20 protein-coding genes are annotated in these 22,612 nt (G+C 76.5%); 11 read left to right on the top strand and 9 right to left on the bottom strand.

What is annotated here, in order from left to right:
- Positions 1–192: 192 nt before the first annotated feature.
- Both FS882_RS02755 and FS882_RS02750 read left to right on the top strand, forming a co-directional pair.
- Positions 193–1,227 (top strand): LacI family DNA-binding transcriptional regulator, encoded by a 1,035-nt coding sequence (locus FS882_RS02755; protein WP_158370627.1) that lies wholly within the window; start codon positions 193–195, stop codon positions 1,225–1,227.
- 82 nt (positions 1,228–1,309) lie between these two features.
- Complete coding sequence (locus FS882_RS02750) at positions 1,310–2,056, top strand: alpha/beta fold hydrolase (protein WP_187365102.1); 747 nt, start codon at positions 1,310–1,312, stop codon at positions 2,054–2,056.
- A gap of 122 nt (positions 2,057–2,178) precedes the next feature.
- Here FS882_RS02750 and FS882_RS02745 read toward each other — a convergent pair whose 3' ends face one another.
- Entirely contained in the window at positions 2,179–2,808 is a 630-nt protein-coding gene (locus FS882_RS02745) for a TetR/AcrR family transcriptional regulator (RefSeq protein WP_158370623.1), read from the bottom strand.
- 117 nt (positions 2,809–2,925) lie between these two features.
- On the opposite strand from FS882_RS02745, the gene FS882_RS02740 reads away from it, so the two are divergent.
- Positions 2,926–4,023, top strand: a complete 1,098-nt coding sequence (locus tag FS882_RS02740) for an ABC transporter permease (protein ID WP_158371192.1) — start codon at positions 2,926–2,928, stop codon at positions 4,021–4,023.
- Entirely contained in the window at positions 4,020–5,972 is a 1,953-nt protein-coding gene (locus FS882_RS21525; RefSeq protein WP_158370621.1) for an ATP-binding cassette domain-containing protein, read from the top strand. Before FS882_RS02740 ends, FS882_RS21525 begins: the two co-directional genes overlap by 4 nt.
- A 12-nt stretch (positions 5,973–5,984) precedes the next feature.
- On the opposite strand, the gene FS882_RS02730 is transcribed toward FS882_RS21525, so the two are convergent.
- Positions 5,985–6,746, bottom strand: coding sequence for an ABC transporter ATP-binding protein (locus FS882_RS02730; RefSeq protein ID WP_262348025.1), 762 nt, complete (start codon positions 6,744–6,746; stop codon positions 5,985–5,987).
- Positions 6,747–6,897: 151 nt separating this feature from the next.
- Positions 6,898–8,355 carry a sugar porter family MFS transporter gene (locus FS882_RS02725; RefSeq protein ID WP_158370619.1) on the bottom strand — a complete coding sequence of 486 codons (1,458 nt, stop codon included), beginning with the start codon at positions 8,353–8,355 and terminating at the stop codon, positions 6,898–6,900.
- 283 nt (positions 8,356–8,638) lie between these two features.
- Here FS882_RS02725 and FS882_RS02720 point away from each other — a divergent pair, with 283 nt between their 5' ends.
- From FS882_RS02720 to FS882_RS02705, 4 genes are all read left to right on the top strand, one after another.
- Positions 8,639–9,244, top strand: coding sequence for a hypothetical protein (locus tag FS882_RS02720; RefSeq protein WP_158371186.1), 606 nt, complete (start codon positions 8,639–8,641; stop codon positions 9,242–9,244).
- A gap of 352 nt (positions 9,245–9,596) precedes the next feature.
- Positions 9,597–10,217, top strand: coding sequence for a DUF47 domain-containing protein (locus FS882_RS02715; protein ID WP_158370617.1), 621 nt, complete (start codon positions 9,597–9,599; stop codon positions 10,215–10,217).
- 6 nt (positions 10,218–10,223) lie between these two features.
- Positions 10,224–11,228, top strand: coding sequence for an inorganic phosphate transporter (locus FS882_RS02710; RefSeq protein ID WP_158370615.1), 1,005 nt, complete (start codon positions 10,224–10,226; stop codon positions 11,226–11,228).
- 84 nt (positions 11,229–11,312) lie between these two features.
- On the top strand, positions 11,313–11,801 hold the full coding sequence (locus FS882_RS02705) for a septum formation family protein (RefSeq protein WP_158370613.1): 489 nt from the start codon (positions 11,313–11,315) through the stop codon (positions 11,799–11,801).
- A gap of 69 nt (positions 11,802–11,870) precedes the next feature.
- Here the strand turns inward: FS882_RS02705 and FS882_RS02700 are convergent, their stop codons facing one another.
- The 3 genes from FS882_RS02700 to FS882_RS02690 all read right to left on the bottom strand — a co-directional run bounded on the left by FS882_RS02700 (position 11,871) and on the right by FS882_RS02690 (position 15,635).
- The gene (locus FS882_RS02700; protein ID WP_158370611.1) at positions 11,871–12,857 is read right to left on the bottom strand and encodes an NUDIX hydrolase; all 987 of its coding nucleotides are present in this window, start codon (positions 12,855–12,857) and stop codon (positions 11,871–11,873) included.
- The gene (locus tag FS882_RS02695) at positions 12,854–15,067 is read right to left on the bottom strand and encodes an RNA degradosome polyphosphate kinase (RefSeq protein ID WP_187365125.1); all 2,214 of its coding nucleotides are present in this window, start codon (positions 15,065–15,067) and stop codon (positions 12,854–12,856) included. The genes FS882_RS02700 and FS882_RS02695 overlap by 4 nt, the downstream gene beginning before the upstream one ends.
- A 361-nt stretch (positions 15,068–15,428) precedes the next feature.
- Positions 15,429–15,635, bottom strand: a complete 207-nt coding sequence (locus FS882_RS02690; RefSeq protein ID WP_316043611.1) for a helix-turn-helix domain-containing protein — start codon at positions 15,633–15,635, stop codon at positions 15,429–15,431.
- Between FS882_RS02690 and FS882_RS02685 the strand changes: the two genes are divergently transcribed.
- Positions 15,634–16,650 (top strand): zinc-binding alcohol dehydrogenase family protein, encoded by a 1,017-nt coding sequence (locus FS882_RS02685; RefSeq protein ID WP_158370605.1) that lies wholly within the window; start codon positions 15,634–15,636, stop codon positions 16,648–16,650. The genes FS882_RS02690 and FS882_RS02685 overlap by 2 nt on opposite strands.
- Before the next feature lie 26 nt (positions 16,651–16,676).
- On the opposite strand, the gene mshD is transcribed toward FS882_RS02685, so the two are convergent.
- Positions 16,677–17,576, bottom strand: a complete 900-nt coding sequence (gene mshD / locus FS882_RS02680) for a mycothiol synthase (protein ID WP_158370603.1) — start codon at positions 17,574–17,576, stop codon at positions 16,677–16,679.
- A 198-nt stretch (positions 17,577–17,774) separates the two neighbouring features.
- Between mshD and FS882_RS02675 the strand changes: the two genes are divergently transcribed.
- Positions 17,775–19,034 (top strand): NAD(P)-binding domain-containing protein, encoded by a 1,260-nt coding sequence (locus FS882_RS02675; RefSeq protein ID WP_158370601.1) that lies wholly within the window; start codon positions 17,775–17,777, stop codon positions 19,032–19,034.
- 52 nt (positions 19,035–19,086) lie between these two features.
- Here the strand turns inward: FS882_RS02675 and FS882_RS02670 are convergent, their stop codons facing one another.
- Positions 19,087–20,400, bottom strand: coding sequence for an MFS transporter (locus FS882_RS02670; protein ID WP_158370599.1), 1,314 nt, complete (start codon positions 20,398–20,400; stop codon positions 19,087–19,089).
- A gap of 120 nt (positions 20,401–20,520) precedes the next feature.
- On the opposite strand from FS882_RS02670, the gene FS882_RS02665 reads away from it, so the two are divergent.
- Positions 20,521–21,414 (top strand): LysR family transcriptional regulator, encoded by an 894-nt coding sequence (locus FS882_RS02665; protein WP_158370597.1) that lies wholly within the window; start codon positions 20,521–20,523, stop codon positions 21,412–21,414.
- A 24-nt stretch (positions 21,415–21,438) separates the two neighbouring features.
- Here the strand turns inward: FS882_RS02665 and FS882_RS02660 are convergent, their stop codons facing one another.
- The gene (locus FS882_RS02660) at positions 21,439–22,533 is read right to left on the bottom strand and encodes a LacI family DNA-binding transcriptional regulator (protein WP_158370595.1); all 1,095 of its coding nucleotides are present in this window, start codon (positions 22,531–22,533) and stop codon (positions 21,439–21,441) included.
- Positions 22,534–22,612: the final 79 nt, after the last annotated feature.

Raw genomic sequence — 22,612 nt, 5'->3', positions numbered from 1 at the left:
GACCACGGAGGGCCGGGTCGCACCCCAGGGGTGCGGCCCGGCCCTCGGCGCGTCCGGGACCGGGTCGCCGGCGGCGGGTGACCGGGGGTGCCGGCGGCCCGGCCCGGTTCACCCGCCCGCGGCGCTCTGACCTGGGTGCCTGCACCCACCGCCCCCGGGAGGCCGCGAGGGGAAACGCCTACCGTGGCTGGCATGCCCGGACAGGTGACGCTGAGCGACGTGGCCCGCGAGGCGGGGGTCTCCCTCGCGACCGCCTCGCGCGCCCTGAACGGCTCCGCGAACCGCACCGTCGGGGAGGACCTGCGCAAGCGGGTCCAGGCAGCAGCGGCCCGGCTCCGGTACTCGCCGGACGGCATCGCGCAGGCGATGGCCCGGGGGCGGACGACCTCGCTCGGCCTGGTCGTCCCCGACATCGCCGACCCGTACTACGCGGCGATCACCGCAGGCGTCGCCGAGGCCGCCGACCGGGCCGGGCTCACGCTGACGCTCGCCTCGACCGGCGGCGACGCCGCGCGCGAGGTGGAGATCGTCCGCCTGCTGGAGCGGCAGCGAGCGCGTGCGGTCGTCCTCGCGGGCGGCCGGGCGGAGGACGTCGGGGCCGACCAGCCCGTGCGGGCCGCGCTGGAGTCGTTCCGCGGCATCGGTGGCGCCGTGGCCGCGGTCGGCGGTGACGGGCTCGGCGTGCACAGCGTCGAGCCCGCGAACCGCGACGGCGCCGCCGATCTCGCGCGCGCCCTGCACGAGCGGGGCTACCGGCGGTTCGCGGTCCTGGGCGGGTCCGACGGGCACGCCGCCACGGCCGACCGCCGCGACGGCTTCCTGGCGGCGCTGGCCGCGCTCGGCGCGCCCGTCCCGGCGGCGCGGGTGCTGCCCGCCCCCGCCACGCGCGCCGGTGGTCACGACGCGATGTCCCGGCTGCTCGCCGACGGCCTCGACGACCTGGACGCCGTGTTCACGGTGACCGACGCGATGGCCGCCGGGGCGCTCGCCGCCGCGCACGGGGCCGGGGTGCGGGTGCCGGACGACCTCGCGCTGGCGGGGTTCGACGGGATCGACGTCCTCCAGGACGTGCTGCCCGGGCTCACGACGGTCCGGCTGCCGCTCGGACGGATCGGGCAGGAGGTGACGCGCCTGGCGCTGCTCCCGGCCGCCGCCGAGCCGGTGCTCGTCCCGCTCGCCGGCGAGGTCGTGCTGCGCGGCTCCACCCCGGGGATCGCGGCCGGCTGACGCGGCGCGCGCCCTGGACCGCCGACCCGGCGGGTCCGCCCCGCCGGGTCCCGCGCACCCGGTGAGCGGTACCGTCGGGCACGTGGACGCGACCGGGCTGCACGTGGCGGACGCGGGATCGGGCCCGGTGGTGCTGCTGCTGCACGGGAACGGGGAGGACGGTGCCTCGCTCGCGCCCGTCGCCGGCGACCTGGCCCGCGACCACCGGGTGCTGTCGCCCGACGCGCGCGGCCACGGGCGCTCGCCGCGGGGGAGCGGGCCGCTCACGATCGCGCGGATGGCCGACGACGCGGCGGCGGTGCTGGCGGCGGCCTCGGGCGCGGGCGGGGGTGCACGGGCCACCGGAGGTTCCGACGCGGCGCACGGTGCCGGTGCCGCGGACGTCGTGGGCTACTCGGACGGGGGCAACGTCGGCCTCATGCTGGCGCTGCGGCACCCGGGGGTCGTCCGGTCCCTGGTCGTCTACGGGGCGAACGTCGACCCCGGCGGTCTGACGGCGCGGACGCGCGCGGAGGTGACGGCGGCCTGGATCGGGCAGCGGGCGCGCGGACTCGTCGACCCGGCGGCGCGGGCGCGGGCCGAGGTGACCGACCTGATGGTCCGGCAGCCGCGCATCCCGCTGCGGGCGCTCGCGCGGGTGCGGGTGCCCGTGCTGGTGGCCGCGGGCGAGCACGACGTGGTCCGGCGGGCGCACACCGAGGCGATCGCGGCGGCGCTGCCCGCGGGGGAGTGCGTGGTCGTGCCGGGCGCCGACCACGGGCTGCCGATGTCGGACCCCGGGGCGTTCGTCCGGCTGGTGCGGGGGTTCCTGGCGGCCCACGGGTCCTGACAGGGCTCGCGCGCGCCCCGACCGGCCCTCCAGCGGGGTCCGGTGCAGCGTTCTGCCCGACACGCCCGGCGTGTCCGGGCAGAACGCTCCACTCGACCGGCGAGCGGCCCGGGACGTCGGCGTCAGGGCCCGCCGATCGCCGCCAGCAGGTCCGCCACCTCGACCGGCCGCCCCGGCAGCGGGTCCCCGCCCGGCCGCAGCGCGGCCCGCAGCAGCGGCGCGCGCCGCGCGAGCAGCGCCGCGTTGAGCTCGTCCGGGAGCCCGGGGAGCGGGCGCAGCGCGGACGCGAAGGTCAGCAGGATCTCCGGCACGCCGACGTCGGCGCGGACCAGGCCGAGCGCCTGCGCGGTGCCGACGACGCCGGCCGCCGCGGTGGCCGTGGCCGCGCGGCGCTCCACGAGCTCCGGGGTGAACACGTCGGCGTCCCGGGCGCGTGGGACCAGCACGGGCAGCAGCAGCGGCAGCCCGGAGTCGAGGAACCCGGTGAGGAACTGCTCCCAGGCCGCGAGCGGGTCGTCCCCGGCCAGGCCCGTGCGCGCCGCGTCGAGCAGGCCGCCCACGTGGGTCAGCCGGTCGGCGACGACGGCCCGGACCAGCGCGGACCGGTCGGGGAAGTGCCGGTAGACGGTGCCGACGCCCACGCCGGCGGCGCGGGCCACCGCCTCCATCGGCTCGTCGAGCCCCCGCGCCGAGTACAGGGCGCGCGCGGCGTCGAGCACCCGCTGCCGGTTCCGTGCCGCGTCCGCCCTCACCGGCTCAGGATAGGCGGCTGTAAGCGGAACCGGATGTTCCGGTTCGGTGCTACGGTGGGACGCGGACGGGCGCCGTCGGAGACGCCCCGATACCGGGAGGCGAGCGCCGTGCGCGCCATGATCCTCAAGGAGTTCCGCGAGCTGCGCCGGGACCGCCGGACCGTCGCGATGCTGGTCGTCCTGCCACTGCTGCTGCTGACGATCTTCGGCTTCGCCGCCAACTTCACCGTCGACAGCCTCACCACGCTGGTCGTCGGCCCGGGCGCCACGCAAGCGGCCGACCGGATCGCCGGCTCCCCCGCGGGCGGCACGCTCGACGTCCGGGACGTGCTCCCCGGCGACGACCGGGCCGACGCCGTCGACGCGCTCGCCGCCAACCGGTACGACGTCGCGGTCGTCACCGGGGAGGGGGCGGCGACCGTCCCGGAGGTGCTGATCGACGGCACGAACCTGTTCGCCGCCCAGGCCGCGAACGTCGTGGTCGCGCGCCTCGCCGACGCCGTGCGGCCCGAGATCCTGTTCAACCCCGACCTGGAGACCTCGTGGGTCATGGTGCCCGCGCTGATCGGCCTGATCCTCACGTTCATCGGCACGATCATCACCAGCATCGGCCTGGTGAAGGAGCGGGCCGCCGGGACCCTGGAGCAGCTGGCGGTGATGCCGCTGCGCCCGGTCGACGTGATCGTGGGCAAGATCGCGCCGTACTTCCTGCTCGCCGCGCTCGACCTCGTCGTCGTGACGGTGCTGGGCATGGTGATCTTCGGCGTGCCGTTCACGGGGAACGTGGCGCTGTTCGCCCTCGCCGGGGCGATCTTCCTGTTCGTGGTGCTCGGCATCGGGGTGTTCATCTCGACCGTGTCGCAGAACGCCGGGCAGGCGATCCAGGCCGCGATCCTCGTGCTGCTGCCGCAGATCCTGCTGTCCGGGATCATCTTCCCGCTCGACGCGATGCCGCTCGGGGTGCGCTGGATCGGGTACTGCCTGCCGCTCACCTACTTCACGCAGGTGTCCCAGGGCGTGATGCTGCGCGGCGCCGGGATCGACGCGCTGTGGCTGCCGGTCGTGGTGCTCGCGGGCATGGCGGTGCTGGTCTTCGGGGCGGCCGTGTGGCGGTTCCGCGCGTCGATCACGCCGCGCCGGCCGCGCGGTGGCCACGCCGGTACCGCGAGCGCGCCGGTCGAGGCCGCCGCCGACGCCGCGGGGACCGGGCGGTGACCGCCGTGGCCGCCCGCGCGCCGTGGGGCGTCGCGGACGTGACCGTGCGGCGCGGCGGGCGGACGGTGCTCGACGCCCTCACGCTGCCCGTCCCGGCGGGCCGCATCACGGCGGTCGTCGGCGGGGACGGCGCGGGCAAGACGACGCTCGCCCGCCTCCTGGTCGGGCGCGAGGTCGCCGACGCGGGGGAGGTGCGGCGGGCCGACGCGCGGCGCACCGGCTTCCTCCCCGCGACGTCCGGGGTGTGGGGCGACCTGAGCGTGGCGGAGAACGTCGACCTGGTGGCGCGGGCCTACGGGCTCGACGCCGCGACCGCCCGCGACCGCGGGGACCGGCTGCTGACGGCGGCCGGCCTGGTGGACGTGCCGCGCCGCCTCGGACGGGAGCTGTCCGGCGGGATGCGGCAGAAGCTCGGGTTCTGCCTCGCGATGCTGCCGGAGCCCGCGCTCGTGGTGCTGGACGAGCCGTCCACCGGCGTCGACCCCGTGAGCCGGGTGGAGCTGTGGCGGATGCTGTCCGCCGCGGCGGCCGGCGGCACCGCGGTCCTGGTGACGACGACGTACCTCGACGAGGCGGAGCGCGCGGCGACGGTGCTGGTGCTGGACGGCGGGGTGGCGGTCTACCGCGGCGACCCGGCGGAGGCGGCGTCCCGGGTCCGGGGGTCGATCACGGTGCGCGCGGTCGGCGCGGGCGGCCGCCCGGCGGGCCCGGCGGCGGCGCCGGTCGCGGAGTGGCGCCGCGGGGGCGCCGTGCACGCGCTCGTCGCGCCCGGGGAGGGCGAGGCGCCGGCCGACCTCGAGGACGCGGTGATCGCGCTGACCCTGGAGCGGCGCGGCGCCGCAGCCCCGGCCGCCGCACCGGCCGCCGCACCCGCCGCCGCACCCGCCGCCGCACCCGCCGTGCCCGCCGCGTCCGCCGCGTCCGCCGCGCCCCGAGGGGGTACTCGACACGGCGAGCGAGTATCCGCCGACTACTCGCTCGACGTGTCGGATGCCCGCTCGGCGCAGGTGCACGACAGGGCCGGTGCCGAGCGCCGGGCCGCGACGCCCGGCCCGGCCGCGGCGTCCGGCGCCGCCGCAACGCCCGGCCCGGCCGCGGCGCCGGCGGTCGAGGCCGCCCACGTCGTGACCGCCTTCGGCGGCTTCCGCGCCGTCGACGACGTCTCGCTGACGGTGCGCCCCGGTCAGGTGCTCGGCCTGCTCGGCGCGAACGGCGCCGGCAAGACGACGCTCATCCGCACGGTCCTGGGCCTGCTCGCCCCGACGTCCGGCACCGTGCGCGTGCTCGGCGGCGCGCCCTCGCGGGACACCCGGCGCCGGATCGGCTACGTCCCGCAGGGTCTCGGCCTGGCGGCGGACCTCACCGTCGCGGAGAACCTGGCGTTCGTCGCGGCGGCCTACGGCCTGGACGAGGTGCCGGAGCCGCCGGCGGACCTGGCGGAGGAGCGGGACCGGCTGGTCGGGTCGCTCGGGCTCGGCCTGCAGCGGCGGCTCGCGTTCGCGGCCGCCCTGTCGCACGCCCCGGAGCTGCTGGTGCTGGACGAGCCGACGTCGGGCGTCGACCCGCTGGCCCGGGCCGCGCTGTGGGACACGGTGCACGAGCAGGCCGAGGCCGGGGTCGCGGTGCTCGTCACGACGCACTACATGCAGGAGGCCGAGCAGTGCGACGCGCTCGTGCTGCTGTCCCGCGGCCGCCGCGTGGCCGCCGGGACGCTGGCGGACGTGCTCGACGGCACGACCGCGGTCGAGGTGGTGACGCCGGACTGGGCGGACGCGTTCGGCGCGCTGAGCGCCGCGGGGCTGCCGGTGACCGTGGCCGGCCGGGCCGTCCGGGTCGCCGGGGTGGACCGCGCCGACGTCCAGCGGGCGCTGGCCGGCGCGGGGGTGCGCGGCGAGGCCCGGCCGGTGCCGGCGCGGCTCGAGGAGGTGCTCACGCTCGGCGCGCGCTGACCCCGGCCGCCGTCAGCGGAACGCGCCCACGGCCTCCGGGTACGCCTCGGCCAGCTCGCGGGTCTCGGCGGCCTGCGGGTCGGACAGCAGCGACCGCATCGACCCCGTCTCCACGATCCGGCCCTCGCCCAGGACGTGCACCGTGTCGGCGAGCCGGTCGACCAGCCGCAGGTCGTGCGACACGACGAGCAGCCCGACCCCGGTGGCGGCGATGGCGGCCACCTGGTCGGCGACGGCCTCCCGCAGCGCCGGGTCGAGCGCGGTCGCGGGCTCGTCCAGCACGAGGATCTCGGGGCGCGTCGCCAGCGCGTCGGCGAGCGCCAGCCGCTGCTTCTCGCCGCCGGACAGGGAGTGCAGCGTGCGGTCGAGGAACCGCGGCTCCAGCCCCACGCGCGCCAGCACGTCCTCGGGCTCCAGCCCGGTGGCCCGCCCCGCCTTGCGGGAGTCGTTCAGCGTGGACTGGAGCACCTTGGCGACCGAGGTGCGGCTGTCGACGCCCACCAGGCCCTCCTGGTGCACGGCGCGGACCGTCGACCGGAACGCCTTGGTCTCCTTGCGGGACATCCTGGTGACGGGCCGGGCGCCGTAGGTGGCGCGGCCCTGCGTCGGCTTGTGCCGGCCGAGCAGCACCTGCACGAGGGTCGACTTGCCCGCGCCGGAGCGGCCGATCAGGCCCACGGTCTCGCCCGGGGCGACCGACAGCGAGGCGCCCTGGAGCACCGCGGCGCCGCCGTAGCCCGCCCAGACGTCGTGCGCGGCCAGCGCGGCGCTCACCGGGTCACCCCCGGTGCGGCGTCGGTCCGGTCGGCGTGGTCGTGCGGCGTACCCACAGCGTGTCCCTTCGAGCGATGACGGCCGTCGGTGACAACGACCGAGCCCCTCGCGAAGTTTCCGCGAGGGGCTCGGTCGCTGGCAAACGCGCGCGTCAGGTGCGCGCGGCGCGGCGCCTCGCCGGGGGCAGGTCCTCCATGTCCTCGAGCTCGACGCCCTTGGTCTCCGGGACCTTGCCGAGCACGAAGAAGAACGACAGGCCGGCGAACACCGCGTACATCAGGTACGGCCCCGTCGCGCCGAAGGTGTCGAGCAGCGGCGGGAACGTCACGGTGATGAGGAAGTTCGCGATCCACTGCGCGGCGGCGGCGACGCCGAGCGCGGCGGCGCGGATCCGGTTCGGGAACATCTCGCCCAGCAGGACCCAGACCAGCGGGCCCCAGGACGCGCCGAAGAACACGACGAACGCGTTCGCGGCGACGAGCGCCACCGGGCCCCACGGCGACGGCAGCGACACGTCCTCGCCCGACCCGGACGCCTGCGTGAACGCCAGCGCCATGATCGCGAGCGAGATCGTCATGCCCGCCGACCCGGTGAGCAGGATCGGCCGGCGCCCCACCTTGTCGATGAGCGCGATCGCGATGAACGTCACGGCCACGTTGGTGACCGAGGTGATCGTGGAGACGAGGAACGACTGGCTCTCGTCGAACCCGACGGCCTGCCACAGCGTCGTCGAGTAGTAGAAGATCACGTTGATGCCGACGAACTGCTGGAAGACCGACAGCAGGATGCCGACCCACACCACGGGCAGCAGGCCGAAGCGCGGCCCGCGCAGGGTCGCCTGCTCCTCGAGCTCCTTGTCCTTCTCGATCGTCTTCTCGATCTGGGCGACCCGCTCGCGGGCGTCCTCGTCCGGCCCGAGCACGCTCTGCAGGACGGCGACCGCCTCGTCCCGGCGGCCCTTCGCGACCAGGTAGCGCGGCGACTCCGGGATGCGCAGGGCGAGGATGCCGTAGACCGCGGCGGGCACGACGGCGACCAGGAACATCCAGCGCCAGGCCTCCCAGCCCAGCCACAGCTCCTCGGACGCGCCGCCCGCGGCCTCCTGCAGCAGCTGGTCGGAGAGCAGCGCGGCGAAGATGCCGAGCGTGATCGCGAGCTGCTGCAGCGAGCCGAGCCGGCCGCGCAGCGCCGCGGGGGCGATCTCCGCGATGTAGGCCGGGGCGATCACCGACGCGATGCCGATGCCGACGCCGGCGAGGATGCGCCAGATGATCAGGTCCCAGACGCTGAACGCGATCGCGGACAGGATCGAGGACACGAAGAACAGCACGGAGCCCAGCACCATGACCTTGGTGCGGCCCCAGTGGTCGGCGAGCCGGCCGCCCGCCCAGGCGCCGACGGCGCAGCCGAGCAGCGCGACGGCGACGGCGAAGCCGGTCAGGGTCGCGCCCAGGTCGAACTGGCCCTGGATCGCGTCGACGGCGCCGTTGATGACGGACGAGTCGAACCCGAAGAGGAAGCCGCCGACCGCGGCGGCCACCGCGAGACCGATCGCCTTGTTGTGCGACGGGTGCCTGCCCGTCGAGGGTCGGGCACTGCTCTCGGCCATGACGTCTCTCCTTGCTCCGCTCGTCCTGCGAAGAACCACCTGGGCCGGAGCACGTCGTCGGGCGCCGGTCGAGGCGTTCTCACCTTTCACCCGCGCAGCGCATCCCGCACCCGGAGGGCCGGGTGGCGATGCGCGGCGGGAACCGTAACCCGGCGGGCGACGGGGTGCACGGCGGGGGCGCGGGCGGGGTGCGTGCTCCGGTCGCGGTCGCGACGGGTGCCCCGATCCGGCGGACAATCGACGGGTGACGTCCCACGACCGCCCGCGGTTCCGCCGCCCCGCCATGCTCGACCCCCGCGACGCCGACCAGCTTCCCGGCGACGTCGACCCCGCGCTGCGCTCGCAGGTCGCCCACACGACGGCGGCGGCGATCGTGCACCGGGGGCGTGCGGAGGGCGAGGAGGACCCCGCGCTGGTCGAGCGGCTGGTGCGACTGGTCGAGACGGAGGGCCTCGACGTCGTCGCCGCGCTCTGGTCCGACAGCCCCGCCACGACGCTGCCCGGCACGCTCTGGCGGCTGTACGTGCTGCGCGAGTGGGTGCGGCGCGACCCGGCGACGCTCGCGGACCGGTACCGCCTCGGGCTGGAGGCGGCGCCGGTGCACCACGTCGTCGTCGGCGTGGTCAGCCCGCCCGGGCCCGAGGAGCTGCGCGTGCTGCTGGACGCGGTGCTGTCGGGCGTGTGGACCGGGGACCTGGCCGTCACCCTGGAGCGCGGCGCGGCGTTCTGCCGGGTGCTCGCCACCGGTGCGGCGTTCGACGCGGACCACCTCGACCTCACCGGGGACGACGCCTCGGCGCGGCTCACCCGGAGCGCGGGCTCGCTGGTCCGCACGGCGGAGGAGCTGGAGCAGGCGGCGCACCTGTGGCGGGCCGGCTCCCTGGAGTGAGACGCGCGGCGGTTGTTCCCGCCGGGTCCGTGAACATGCTCACCCGCTCCGACCAGGACGCCGCCGCGGACGACGCGTAAACTCGTCACCGACGCCGGGCCGCGGTAGCCCCGGGCTCCAACTCAAGCCGCTCCGAGCGGCCTCGCGCCGAGAGGCGCTTCCCGGTCCGGCGTCCTCACCCTCTCCGCCCGGCGCGGCGCGTGTGACCTCCGTCCCACGCGCGCTCCGGGCGGCCGTGCGTCACGCTGAGGATGCCGTGCGTTCACCGTGGGTTCACCGGCGGGGTTGTGAGTTCACCCCGCGGCTGCCCTAGCCTGTGCCTGACCAAGCCCATCTCCTGCCGGAGCCTCCCGTGCGCCTGCGCCTCACCCCGCGCGACACCTCGTTCTTCGACCTCCTCGCCGCCTCCGCGGCGCACCTGGTCACCGGAGCCAACCTGCTGGCCGAGCTGCTGGGCGCGGACCGTGCGACCCGCAAGGCGCTCGCCAAGCAGATGAGCGACGTCGAGCACCTCGCCGACGAGGCGACCCACTCGATCATGCGGCGGCTGAACCAGACGTTCGTCACGCCGTTCGACCGGGACGACATCTACGGCCTGGCGTCGGCGCTCGACGACTGCATGGACTTCATGGAGGAGGCCGCCGACCTCATCGTCCTGTACAAGATCGACGAGCTGCCCCCGCGGGTCGCCGACCAGGTGCAGGTGCTGCAGCGCTCGGCCGAGCTGACCGCCGAGGCGATGCCCCGGCTGCGCTCGATGGAGAACCTCGCCGAGTACTGGGTCGAGGTCAACCGGCTCGAGAACCAGGCGGACAAGTCGCACCGCAAGCTGCTCGCGCAGATGTTCGACGAGATCACCGACCCGATCCTCCTGATGAAGCTCAAGGAGGTCGTCGAGAAGCTCGAGGACGCCGCGGACGCCTTCGAGAAGGTCGCGAACATGGTCGAGACCATCGCGCTCAAGGAGTCCTGAGTCCCGGTGGAACTCGCGCTCGTCGTGGTCGTGGTCGCCCTGGCCCTCGGCTTCGACTACACCAACGGCTTCCACGACGCCGCCAACGCGATCGCCACCTCGGTGTCGACGCGCGCGCTGACGCCGCGGGCCGCGCTGCTCATGGCCGCCGTCATGAACTTCACCGGCGCCCTGCTCGGGACCGAGGTCGCGGAGACGATCGCGACGTCGATCGTCGACCTCAGCGACGCGTCACCGCACCAGGCGCTCGTGGTCGTGCTGTGCGCGCTCGTCGGCGCGATCGTGTGGAACCTCATCACGTGGTGGTTCGGCCTGCCGTCGTCCTCGACGCACGCGCTCATCGGCGGCCTCGTGGGCGCCGGCCTCGCGGGTGGCCTGGTGATCTACGGCTCGGCGATCGTGGACAAGGTCGTCCTCCCGATGGTCTTCTCGCCGCTGATCGGGTTCTTCCTGGCGTTCCTCGTCATGGTCGGCCTGCTCTGGCTCATCCGGAACGCGTCGCCGTCGCGCACGACCCGGCGGTTCCGCCTCGCGCAGACCGTGTCGGCCGCCGCGATGGCCCTCGGCCACGGCCTGCAGGACGCGCAGAAGACCATGGGCGTGATCTTCATGGCGCTGCTCACCGTCGGGTGGGCGAACCCGGACGAGGGCATCCCGCTGTGGGTGAAGCTCGCCGCCGCCGCCGCGATCTCGCTCGGCACCTACTCCGGCGGCTGGCGCATCATGCGCACCCTGGGCCGGAAGATCATCGAGCTCGACCCGGCCCGCGGGTTCGTCGCCGAGTCGGTCTCCGCCGTGGTGCTCTACGTGAACGCGTTCGCGCTGCACGCGCCGGTGTCGACCACCCACACGATCACCTCGGCGATCATGGGCGTGGGCGCGACCAAGCGGCTGTCCGCGGTGCGCTGGGGCGTCGCGAAGAACATCGGCATCGCCTGGGTGCTCACCATCCCGGCGGCCGCCGCGGTCGCCGCGCTCGTCTACTTCATGCTGAGCCCCTTCCTCAACTGAGCCGGGCGCCGCGCGCGAGCGCCCGGACGGTTCCCGGACAGGGACGAGCTGGACACCCGGCCGCGGAGACGATTCACTCGTCCCATGACTGCGAAGAACCTGACCGTGCGCTGGATGTCCGCTGTGTCCATGGCGGCGGGTGCGGCCCTCGCCCTGTCCGCCTGCGGGGCGGACGAGGCCCAGCGCGACGAGTCGACCGGCGAGATCACCGCCGCAGCCGAGGCGAACGTGTTCTCCCTCCAGGTGGGCGACTGCCTCAACGTCGCCGACGTGACCGACACCCAGGTCCAGTCGCTGCCGACGGTCCCGTGCGCCGACGAGCACGACGGCGAGGTCTACGCGGAGACGAGCCTGTCCGGCGACGAGTACCCGGCCGACATCGACGCGCAGGCGGAGCAGTTCTGCGTCGAGGCCTTCGAGCCGTTCGTCGGGCTCGCCTACGAGTCCTCCACCCTCGGCGCCGGCCCGCTCACCCCGAGCGAGGTGTCCTGGGAGGACGGGGACCGCGTGGTGCAGTGCATCCTCATGACCGAGGAGCCGGTCACCGGGTCGCTGGAGGGCTCCGCGATCTGAGCACGGCCTCAGCACCACCGACGGCGCGCCACCCCCGGGAGGGGTGGCGCGCCGTCGTGCACGGCCCGGTCAGCTGCCCAGCGGCGTGTGCAGCTCGACGTCCTCGACCCGCACCTCGTCCGGGCCGCTGCCGTGGGGTCGCACGACGTGGCACACGAGGACCTGCCCAGGCCGCAGGTACGGGTTCTGCGCCGGGAGCCGGCGCCGGACGGCCGCCGGGGCGTGCGCGCGCACCACGTCCAGCACCGTCGGCAGCACCGGCCGGTGGGTGCACAGCGCGAGGTCCGACCGGGTGCGCAGCACCGCGGCCACGGTCGCGGCGGTCTTCTCCGGCGAGTCGGCGTGGTCCGCCTCCGTGAGCGGGTCGCGCCGGTCGGGCGTCAGGCCGGCGGCCGTGGCGTAGGGCTCGACGGTCGCGCAGCAGCGCAGCCAGGGGCTGGTGACGACGTCGGCGACGCCGTACGCGGAGAGCACGGGCACCAGCGCGCCGGCCTGGAGCCGGCCGACGTCGGTCAGCGGGCGGGTCCCCTCCTCGCCCTTCCACGACGACCGGCTCTTCGCGCGGCCGTGCCGGACGACCAGGACCGCGCGGGTGTCCAGCGTGCCGGCCTCGTGGGCCGCCACCAGGGCGTCGAGCGGGATGCGGTCGTCCGCGCGGGTCAGCCGCCTGCGGGCCACGTCCGCGTCGGCCCAGCGCACCGCGTCGATCTCGTCCCGCGACGCGTGGGCCGCCGGCGGGCGCGCGTGCACCGCGGGGCGGTCGGGGCGGCCGGCGACCTGCGCCGCCCAGTAGTGGACCCGCTTGTGCCGGCCGTCCGCCAGCTCGTACTCCAGCCCGGGCAGGGGCCGGCCGAGCACGATCTCGAGCCCGGCCTCCTCCTCGACCTCGCGGACCGCGGCGGTCGTCACGTGCTCGCCGGGCTCGAGCTTCCCCTTCGGCCAGGACCAGTCCTTGTACCGCGGGCGGTGCACGAGGACGACCTGCAGGCGGCCCTGGCGGACGCGCCAGACGAGGGCGCCCGCCGCACGGACGAGCGCGGTCGGCCCGGCGCTCACCGGCCCGAGCCCAGGCGGCGGCGCTGGCGGTAGATCAGCGTGGACTGGAGGTCGCGCAGCGGCCCGTCCGGGCCCTGCGCGTGCCGGGTCCAGGCGCCGTCCGGGCCGAGGTGCCACGACGAGGTCTCGTCGGCCATCGACTCGTCGAGCAGGCCGACCAGCTCCGCGACCTGGTCCGGGTCGGAGAGCCGGACCAGGGCCTCGACGCGACGGTCCAGGTTGCGGTGCATCAGGTCGGCCGACCCGATGTAGACCTCCGGGCCGGGGAGCAGCGTCCCGCCCTCGCGGCCGATGTCGGCCACCTCCTCGGTGACCCCGGCGTCCGCGGCGAACGCGAAGACCCGCGAGTGCTCCAGGAACCGGCCCAGGATCGACCGCACCCGCACCGTCTCGGACAGCCCCGGCACGCCGGGTCGCAGCGCGCAGATGCCGCGCACGCACAGGTCCACCGGCACGCCCGCCTGCGAGGCGCGGTAGAGCGCGTCGATGGTCTCCTCGTCGACCATCGAGTTGACCTTGAGCTTGATCCAGGACGGCCGGCCCGCGCGGGCGGCCTCCGCCTCGCGGTCGATCCGCTCGATCAGCCCGGAGCGCACCGAGCGCGGCGCGACCAGCAGCCGGTGGAACCGCGACTTCGGCGCGTACCCCGACAGCTGGTTGAACAGCCGGGTCAGGTCCTGGCCGACGTCCGGGTCGCAGGTGAGCAGGCCCAGGTCCGTGTAGATCCGCGCGGTCTTCGGGTTGTAGTTGCCGGTGCCGACGTGGCAGTACCGGCGCAGGCCGTCGGACTCCTGGCGCACGACCAGCGACAGCTTCGCGTGCGTCTTCAGCCCGACGATGCCGTAGACCACGTGCACGCCGGCCTGCTCCAGCTTGCGGGCCCACTCGATGTTGGCCTGCTCGTCGAACCGGGCCTTGATCTCGACCAGGGCGAGCACCTGCTTGCCGGCCTCGGCGGCGTCGATCAGCGCGTCCACGATCGGGGAGTCGCCCGACGTCCGGTACAGCGTCTGCTTGATCGCCAGCACCTTGGGGTCGGCGGCGGCCTGCTCGAGGAACGTCTGCACCGACGTGGAGAACGAGTCGTAGGGGTGGTGCAGCAGGATGTCGCGCGTGCGGATCGCCGCGAACACGTCCGTCGGGTTGGCGCTCTCCACCTCGGCCAGGAACCGGTGCGTCGTCGGCACGAACCGCGGGTACTGCAGGTCCGCCCGGTCCAGGTCCGCGATGAGGTTGAGGCCGGTGTGGTCCAGCGGGGCGGGCAGCTCGTAGACCTCGTCCTCCGCGACGCCGAGCTCGCGGACCAGCAGCGACCGGATGCGCGGGCTGATCGAGTCCGCGATCTCCAGGCGGACCGGCGGGCCGAACTTCCGGCGCAGCAGCTCCTTCTCCATCGCCTGGAGCAGGTTCTCCGCGTCGTCCTCCTCGACCTCCACGTCCTCGTTGCGGGTGACGCGGAACGTGTGGTGCTCGCTGACCTCCATGCCGGGGAACAGCTGGTCGAGGTGCTGGGCGATCACGTCCTCGACCGGCACGAACGACATCGGGCCGCGGTCGGTCGAGCCCGCCGCGTCGGTCGGGCGGCCGCGCCAGTCGACCGCGATGTACCGGGGGAGCAGCGGCGGCACCTTGACCCGCGCGAAGTGCTCCTTGCCCGTCGACGGGTTCACCACCACGACGGCCAGGTTCAGCGACAGCCCCGAGATGTACGGGAACGGGTGCGCCGGGTCGACCGCCAGCGGGGTCAGCACCGGGAAGATCTGCTTGCGGAAGTACTTGCGCAGCCGGTCCTGCTCGGCCTCGCCCAGCTGCTCCCAGCGCACGAGCGTGATGCCCTGGGTCGCCAGCTCCGGCTGCACCTGGTCGGCGAACACCTGGGCGTGCCGGGCGGCGAGCTCGTGCGCGCGCACGCTGATCTCCTCGAGCACCTGGCGCGGGCTCAGGCCCGAGGCCGCCGTCACGGCCAGGCCGGTGGCGATGCGGCGCTTCAGGCCGGCGACGCGGACCATGAAGAACTCGTCCAGGTTCGACGCGAAGATCGCCAGGTAGCGCACCCGCTCCAGCAGCGGCTGGGTCTCGTCCTCGGCGAGCTCCAGGACGCGCTGGTTGAACGCCAGCCAGCTGACCTCGCGGTCGAGGAACCGGTCGGCGGGCAGCGCCGCGGACTCGGCCGGCGGCGCGGCGGCGGGCGCGCGGGGGGCGTCCGGCATGTCGATGTGCTCGGCGATGTGCGCCGCCAGCTCGGGGGCGAGCGTGCGGGGGCGCTGGCCGGGCTGGCCGGGCTGACCGTCGGCCTCGGGGCGGGCCGGCTGGGCGGCGGCGGGTGCGGCGGCGGCACCGCGCGACCGGGACGCCGCGGCGCGGGTGCCGGTGGACCGCGCACCGCTGCCCCGGGCGGAGGTGCGTCCCGTGCTGGTGCTGGTGCGGCCGGCGGCCGCCGTGGCGGCGGACGCGGCGCGGCGCGTGCTCGCCTTGCGGGGCGTGCCGTCGGAGGAGGTGGCGTCGGTCATCCCCACATGGTGGCACCACGAGGTGTCCGACGGGTGACCGAACGGCGACCCGCGCGCGCGGCTACGGCGCGGCGTGGCCCACGTGCTGCTCGACCCGCGGCGGCACCTCGGCGAACACCGTGCGCGTCAGCGGGCCGTGCTCCTCGAGCCGGCGCAGCGTCGCGGTCAGCACCTTCGGGCTGATGCCCTCGAGCCGCGCGCGGAGCTCGCCGAACCGCAGGGGCCCGTCTTGACGGCAACCACGGGGCGGGGCGGAGAGTGCGGGCATGACCACGACGCGCACCACGCCCGCCATCGCCTCCCTCCGCCCGCTGCCCGTCGACGACCCGGACGCGTTCGTCGCGGTCGACGCCGCGCTGCCCGAGCTGCGCCCGCACGACCTGCTGGTCGAGGTCGCCGCGGTGTCGGCCAACCCGGTGGACGTGAAGCGCCGCGCGTCCTTCCGCCCGGACGGGGAGCCCCTGGTGCTCGGCTTCGACGCGGTGGGCACGGTGCGCGAGGTGGGACCGGAGGTGACGCTGTTCGCCCCCGGGGACCGGGTGTTCCACGCCGGCACCATCGACCGGCCCGGGACGAACGCCGCGCTGCACGTCGTCGACGAGCGGATCGTCGGGCGCGCCCCGGCGTCGCTCTCGGACGCCGACGCCGCGGCGCTGCCGCTCACGTCGATCACGGCCTGGGAGATGCTCGTGGACCGGCTGCGGCTCACCGAGGGCTCGACCGGCACCCTGCTCGTCGTGGGGGCGACCGGCGGCGTCGGGTCGATGGTGCTGCAGCTCGCCGAGGCGTTGCTGCCGGGCGTGCGCACCGTCGCCACCGCGTCGCGGCCCGAGGGCGTCGACTGGGTGACCTCGCTCGGGGCCGACGCCGTCGTCGACCACCGCGGCGACCTGCGCGCCCAGGTCCGCGAGGCGGCCCCGGACGGGCTGGACGCCGTGATCACCGCCCACTCCGCCGGGCAGGTCCCGCTCTACGCGGACCTGCTCCGCCCGTTCGGCTCCGTCGTCGCGATCGACGACCCCGGGACCCTCGACGTCGTCCCGCTCAAGGCCAAGTCGATCGCCTGGCACTGGGAGCTGATGTTCACGCGCCCCGTCCAGCAGACCCCCGACCTGGTCGAGCAGCACCACCTGCTCGACCGGGTGGCGTCGCTCGTGGACGACGGGCGGCTGCGGACCACCGCCACGACGCGGCTGCGCGGGCTGACGCCCGAGACGCTGCGGGAGGCGCACCGGCTGGTGGAGTCCGGGCGGACGATCGGCAAGGTCGTGGTCGAGGCCTGACGCGCGGACGCTCCCGAGGCCCCGGGTCACCCGACCCGGTACACCACGTCCACAGCGGACCGGTCGAACCCCGCCGCCCGGTACACCCGGATCGCCGGTGCGTTGTCTCCCTCGGTGTAGAGCACCACGCGCGGTACCCGGCGCCCGGCCAGGTGCGCCAGCATCCGCGCGGTGAGCGCGGGGCCCAGCCGCCGGCCCTGGGCGGCGGGGTCGACGCCGAGGGCGTAGATCTCGCCCTCGCCGGGCTCCGCGACCTTGGTCCACCCGAAGCCGACCAGCCGGCCGTCCTCCTCGGCGAGCAGGAACCCGGCCGGGTCGAACCACGGCTCGGCCTGGCGGGCCTCGAGGTCCGCGCGGGTCAGCCGGCCCTGCTCGGGGTGCTGCCCGAACGCGCGCGCGTTGACGGCGACCCACGCTTCCTCGTCGCGCCCCGGTTCGAAGGCCCGCACCGTGACGCCGGCGGGCAGCGGAGCGGCGTCCGGGTCCGGGGCCACCAGTGGGTCGAGGGCCATCTGCCACAGCTCGCGGACGGCCGGCAGGCCGCGGGCCGCGGCGAGCGCCCGCGCGGGCGCGACGTCCCCGTGCGCCCAGACGGCCACGGCCTCGCCCCCACGGGCCCGGGTCGCGGCCAGGGCGGCGTCGAGCAGGGCGGTGCCGGTGCCGCGGCGGCGCGCGGCCGGGGCGACGACGACCTCGGCGGTGGCGAGGGTCGGGTCGCGGAGGTCGACCTGGGCGTAGCCCACGGGGGCCGCGTCCTCGCCGGCCAGCAGGTGCACGACGTCCGGACCGCCGCCGGTGAGCCAGAGCAGCGGCTGCTCGGAGAGCGGGGCGACCCCGTCGTGCGCACCCGCGGCGGCGGCGAGGTCGCGCACGGCGGCGGCGGTGGCGGCGGGCAGGGCGCCGGTGCGGCTGGTGAGATCGGGCACGTCCCCATCCCACCACCTTGCGCGGACGACCGCGTGCACCGGCCGTGCGCCGCCGCGGCACCGGGAGCCGCCGAGCGCGGCAGGTGCCGCCGAGCGCGGCAGCCGGAGGTACCGCGGTCGACGCGCTCCACCGCGGTCGATCGGTGCGCGGCGGCGCGCACGGGGAACGACCGGCGCCGGCGCCGCGTTGGACCAGTCATGCCCGACGAGATCCCGAACGCCGCCTCGGCGGACGTCGTGGTCGTCGGCGCCGGGCAGGCCGGGCTCGCCGTGGCGGCCCACCTGGCGCGCTCGGGGTTCGTGCCGGCGTCGGCCACGTCCGACGGCAGCGCCGACGTCGGCCGTCCGACCTACGTGGTGCTCGACGCGGCCGCCGGGCCCGGCGGGGCGTGGCGCGAGCGCTGGCCCGGCCTCACGATGCGCACGGTCAACGGCGTCTACGAGCTGCCCGGCCGGCCGCTGCCCACCTTCGACACCGACGAGCCCGCCAGCCGCGCCCTCACCCGGTACTTCGGCTCCTACGAGCGCGACCTCGGGCTGGCGGTGCGCCGGCCCGTCGAGGTGCGCCGGGTCCGCGACGTCGGCGGGCCGCAGCGGCTGCTCGCCGTCGAGACCGAGGAGACGGAGCGCGTGCCCGCACCCGCGCCCGACCCGGACGACGGCCTGGGCGGCGGGGCCGGGGCCTGCCGGGCGGAGGCGGCGACGGCGCGGCGGAGGGTGCGCCGCACCTGGCACGCGCGCGCCCTCGTGAACGCCACCGGCACCTGGACCCGGCCGTTCTGGCCGACCTACCCGGGCGCGGGCTCGTTCGCCGGGATCCAGCGGCACACCCACGACTACCGGTCGCCCGAGGAGTTCGCCGGCCGCCGGGTGCTCGTCGTCGGCGGGGGCATCTCCGCCGTGCAGCACCTGCTCGCGATCCACCCCGTCGCGGCGTCCACCACCTGGGTCACCCGCCGCCCGCCGGACTGGCGGGACGCCGGGTTCAGCCCGGAGCTCGGGCGCGAGGCGGTCGCCCGGGTCGACGAGCGGACCCGCGCCGGGCTGCCCCCGCAGAGCATCGTCGCGGCGACCGGTCTGCCGCTCACCGACGAGTACCGCGACGGGATCGCCCGCGGGGTCCTGGTGGCGCGGCCGGTGTTCGCCCGGCTGGTGCCCGACGGGGCGGAGTGGGACGAGGCCGCCGCGGCGGGCCCGCTCGCCGACGGCTGGGTCACGGGCCCGGTGCACGTGGCGGCGGACGCGGTGCTGTGGGCGACCGGGTTCCGCGCGGCGCTCGACCACCTGCGGCCGCTCGGGCTGCGCGGGACCGGCGGCGGGATCGTCATGGACGGCACCCGCGTCGTCGCGGACCCGCGGGTGCAGCTCGTCGGGTACGGGCCCAGCGCGAGCACGGTCGGCGCGAACCGCGCGGGCCGCGCCGCGGTCCGCCAGCTCCGCCGCTACCTGGGCGTCTGACGCCGCGCGCCACCCGCCCGCCGCCCGCTGCGCCAGACCCGGCGGGAGGGCGTCAGGGGCGGGGCGTGCGCGTGCGGTGGGCCGCCGCGGCGAGCGCCGCGAGCAGCACCAGCAGCGCGCCGGCCAGCAGCGCCATCGCCGTCGCCTGCGGCAGGACCCGGGCCAGCAGGCCGAGGCCCATCGCGGGCAGGCTCAGCCCGAGGTACGCCACCAGGAACAGCCCCGCCAGCGCCTCGCCGCGCTGGTGCGGCGCCGCGAGGGCCGCCACCGTGCCCGACGCGGCCGCGAACAGCAGCCCGGCCCCCGCACCGGTGACCAGCCCGCCGACGAGGAACACGTCGAGCCTCGCGGCGAGCATCCCGGCGGTCAGCACGACCAGCCCGCCCGCCTGCGCGACGAGGCCCGCCCGCAGGCGCGTCGCCGGCCGCACCCGGGTGGTGGCCGCCTGCACCGCGGCCGCGGCGCCGAACACGACGAAGACCACGAGCCCGGCGAGGAGCCGCGAGGTGTGGTGCAGCGTGCCGCCCACGAACCCCGGGGCGACCGACGTGAACACCCCGAACACCGCGAACGACGCGAACGCCGCGGCGTACGCGAGGCGCTGCGCGGCGGGGTCCCCGCCCGCCCGGCGCGGGCGCTGCGGGCGGTACGTGGGGCGGGCCGCGGGGCGTCGGACCGTCTCCGGCGCGATCAGCACGCCGACGACGCCGAGCAGCAGCAGCCCGGCGAACACCGCGTAGGAGAGCCGCAGCGGGGCGACGCCGGTCTGCGCGAGCGCCCCGGCGGCGAGCGCCCCGGCGCCCAGCCCGCCGATGTTCGCCACGACGGCGACCACCTGCGGCCGGTGCCCGCCGTCCCCGGGCCGGTGCGCGGCGTGCAGCTCGGCGAGGTGGGCGGTGGCCGTCGCGGTCAGCATCCCGACGCCGAGCCCGCTGACGAACCGGGCGGCCAGCAGCGTCGCCAGGCCCGTCCCGGACAGGAACAGGGCGGCGGCGGCGAGCTCCAGGGCGAGCGCGGGGAGCAGCACCCGGCGCCGCCCGAGCCAGTCCGACACGTGACCCGCGAGCACGAGCGCGAGCGCGACGCCCACCGCGTACGCCGCGAACACGACGGTGACGGTGAACGTCGAGAACCCGTCGGCCGCCTGGTAGAGCGGGTAGAGCGGCGCGGGGACGGTCGAGAACGCCATGGTGGCGAGGAAGGCCGCGGCGACCAGCCAGAAGCCGGCGCGGTGCCGGCCGGCGGACGCGGTGGGCGCGGGCGGGGCGGCGGGCGCGGCGTGCGGCGCGTTCGTCGCGGACGCGGGGCGGTCGGCCACCGTCGGCGCGGCGGCCCGGCCGGAGCGGTGGAGCGTGGGGGTGGACATGTCGGGCGGCCGTCCTCTCGGTCGGGGTGCGCGTGCCCCGCCACGGTGCGCCCCGCCGACCCATCGCGTCCAACACTGATCCTGGATACCTGCCATCGCCGACAGCGATAGCCTGGGTCGATGGAGCTCCGTCAGCTCGGCGCGTTCGTCGCGGTCGTCGAGGAGGGCACGTTCACCGCCGCGGCCGGGCGGCTGCTGCTCGTGCAGTCCGCCGTGTCCGCGTCGGTGCAGGCGCTCGAGCGCGAGGTCGGCGCGCCGCTGCTGACCCGCGGGCCCCGCCGGGTCGCGCTGACCGACGCCGGGGCGGCCCTGCTGCCGCACGCCCGGGCCGCCCTGGACGCGGCCCGCGACGCCCGCGAGGCGGTCGAGCTGGTGCGCGGCGGGCTCACCGGGACCGTGCGGGTCGGGACCATGCCGTCGGTCGGCCTGGTCGACGTGCCCGCGCTCCTCGGCGCCTTCCACCGCGCGCACCCGGGCGTCGCGCTGCGGCTCAGCGCGTCCACCTCGGGCTCGGCGGGGCTGGCCGCCGCGGTGGCGGACCGGCACCTGGATCTCGCGTTCGTGTCCGTGCCGGGCGGGGCGGCGCCGGGCGTGCGGCTGCTCGACCTCGCCTCGGCGCCGATGGACCTCCTCGTCCCCCCGGGTCACGACCTCGCGGACCGGGCGGGCGGGCGCCCGGTCGACCTCGCCGAGGTCGCGGCGCTCGACTTCATCGACTCGCCCGCCGGCTACGGCAACCGGGTGGCGACGGACGCGGCGTTCGCCGCGGCCGGGCTGGAGCGGCGGGTCACCGTCGAGGTCGCCGACATCGGGACCGTGGCGGGCTACGTCCGGCACGGGCTGGGGGTCGCGATCGTGCCGCGGTTCACCGCCGAGGCCGCGCCCGACCTCCCGGCGGTCGCGCTCGCCACCGGGCCGCGCTGGCCGCTGGCGCTCGCGGTGCCGCGCGACCGGCGGCCGTCCGCGGCGACGGCCGCGCTGGTCCGCCACGTCCGCGAGCACGCGGCGGGCTGACCGCGCCGCCCGTCCCCCGCCGGCTCAGGCCGGTGGCGGGCAGCCGCAGGACTCGCGGCGCACCACGCGCACGGGCAGCCGGTGCGACTCCGGCTCCTGCGCGGGCGCCCCGGCGTGCCGCACGAGCACCTGCACCGCGAGCCGCCCCATCGCGGCCATCGGCTGCCGCACGGTCGTGAGCGACGGCCGCGCCAGGCGTCCGGCGAGGATGCCGTCGAACCCGGTCACCACGACCCGCTCCGGCACGGGGACCCCGCGCGCGGCGAGCAGGTCGAGCACGCCGAGGGCCAGCTGGTCGCTCGCGCACACCAGCGCCCGCGGCAGCCGGTCCTCGGCGGCGAGCGCGGCCAGCACCTCGAACCGGTGCGGCTCGGCGAGGTCGGTGGGGTCGAGCGGCTCGGCGGGCTCGGGCAGCCCGGCGGCGGCGACGGCCTCGCGGAACCCCGCGAACCGCTCCGCGTAGTCGGGGGTGGTGAGCCGGCCGACGAACCCCAGGTCCCGCAGGTCGTGGTCGCGGACCAGGTGGTCGACCACGTCCCGCATCCCGGCGCGGTTGTCGACGCCGATGTGGTGCAGGCCGTCGGCGACCGGCGGGGTGCTGAACGCGACGACGGGGATGCGCCGCGCGACGTTCTCCAGCGTGCCGACGGGCGTCGGGCCGGGGAACACCGCGAGGCCGTCGACACGGCCGGCGACCTCCGTCACGGACGCGCCGGACCCGCTGCCGCTGCTGAGCAGCAGGGCCTGACCGCGCTGCCAGCACTCGAGCTCGAAGCCGCGCTGCACCTCGTCCACGTACAGCGGGAAGGCGCGCGGGTCGGCGTCGGGGTCGGTGTCGTCGGGCGGCATCGGGGTCGCGACCGGCAGCGCGCCGTCGGCGCCCTTCTGCGGCGCGGCGAGCATGAGGTCGAACGAGTACAGGCCGAGCGCGCCGGTGCGCCCGTGCGCGAGGCCCCGTGCGCTCGCGTTCGGCACGTAGCCGAGCTCGCTCGCGGCGACGAGCACCGCGGCGCGGGTCGAGTCGCGCACCCGCTCGGGCTGGCGGAACGTGAACGACACGGTGGCGATCGACACCCCCGCGCGCTCGGCGACGTCGTAGACGGTCGGTCGACGCGGCACTGCACCACCTCCTCGGGGGCCCCGCACGATGGTAGGGGCTCCGGCGCCCCGAGCCGGTCCCCCTTGCGCCGGTCATTCT

The sequence above is a fragment of the Cellulosimicrobium cellulans genome (genome assembly GCF_007679345.1).
GTDB lineage: Bacteria > Actinomycetota > Actinomycetes > Actinomycetales > Cellulomonadaceae > Cellulomonas > Cellulomonas cellulans_A.
The sequence above is the reverse complement of the archived record's forward strand: the minus strand, read 5'-3'. Positions and strand labels throughout refer to the sequence as shown.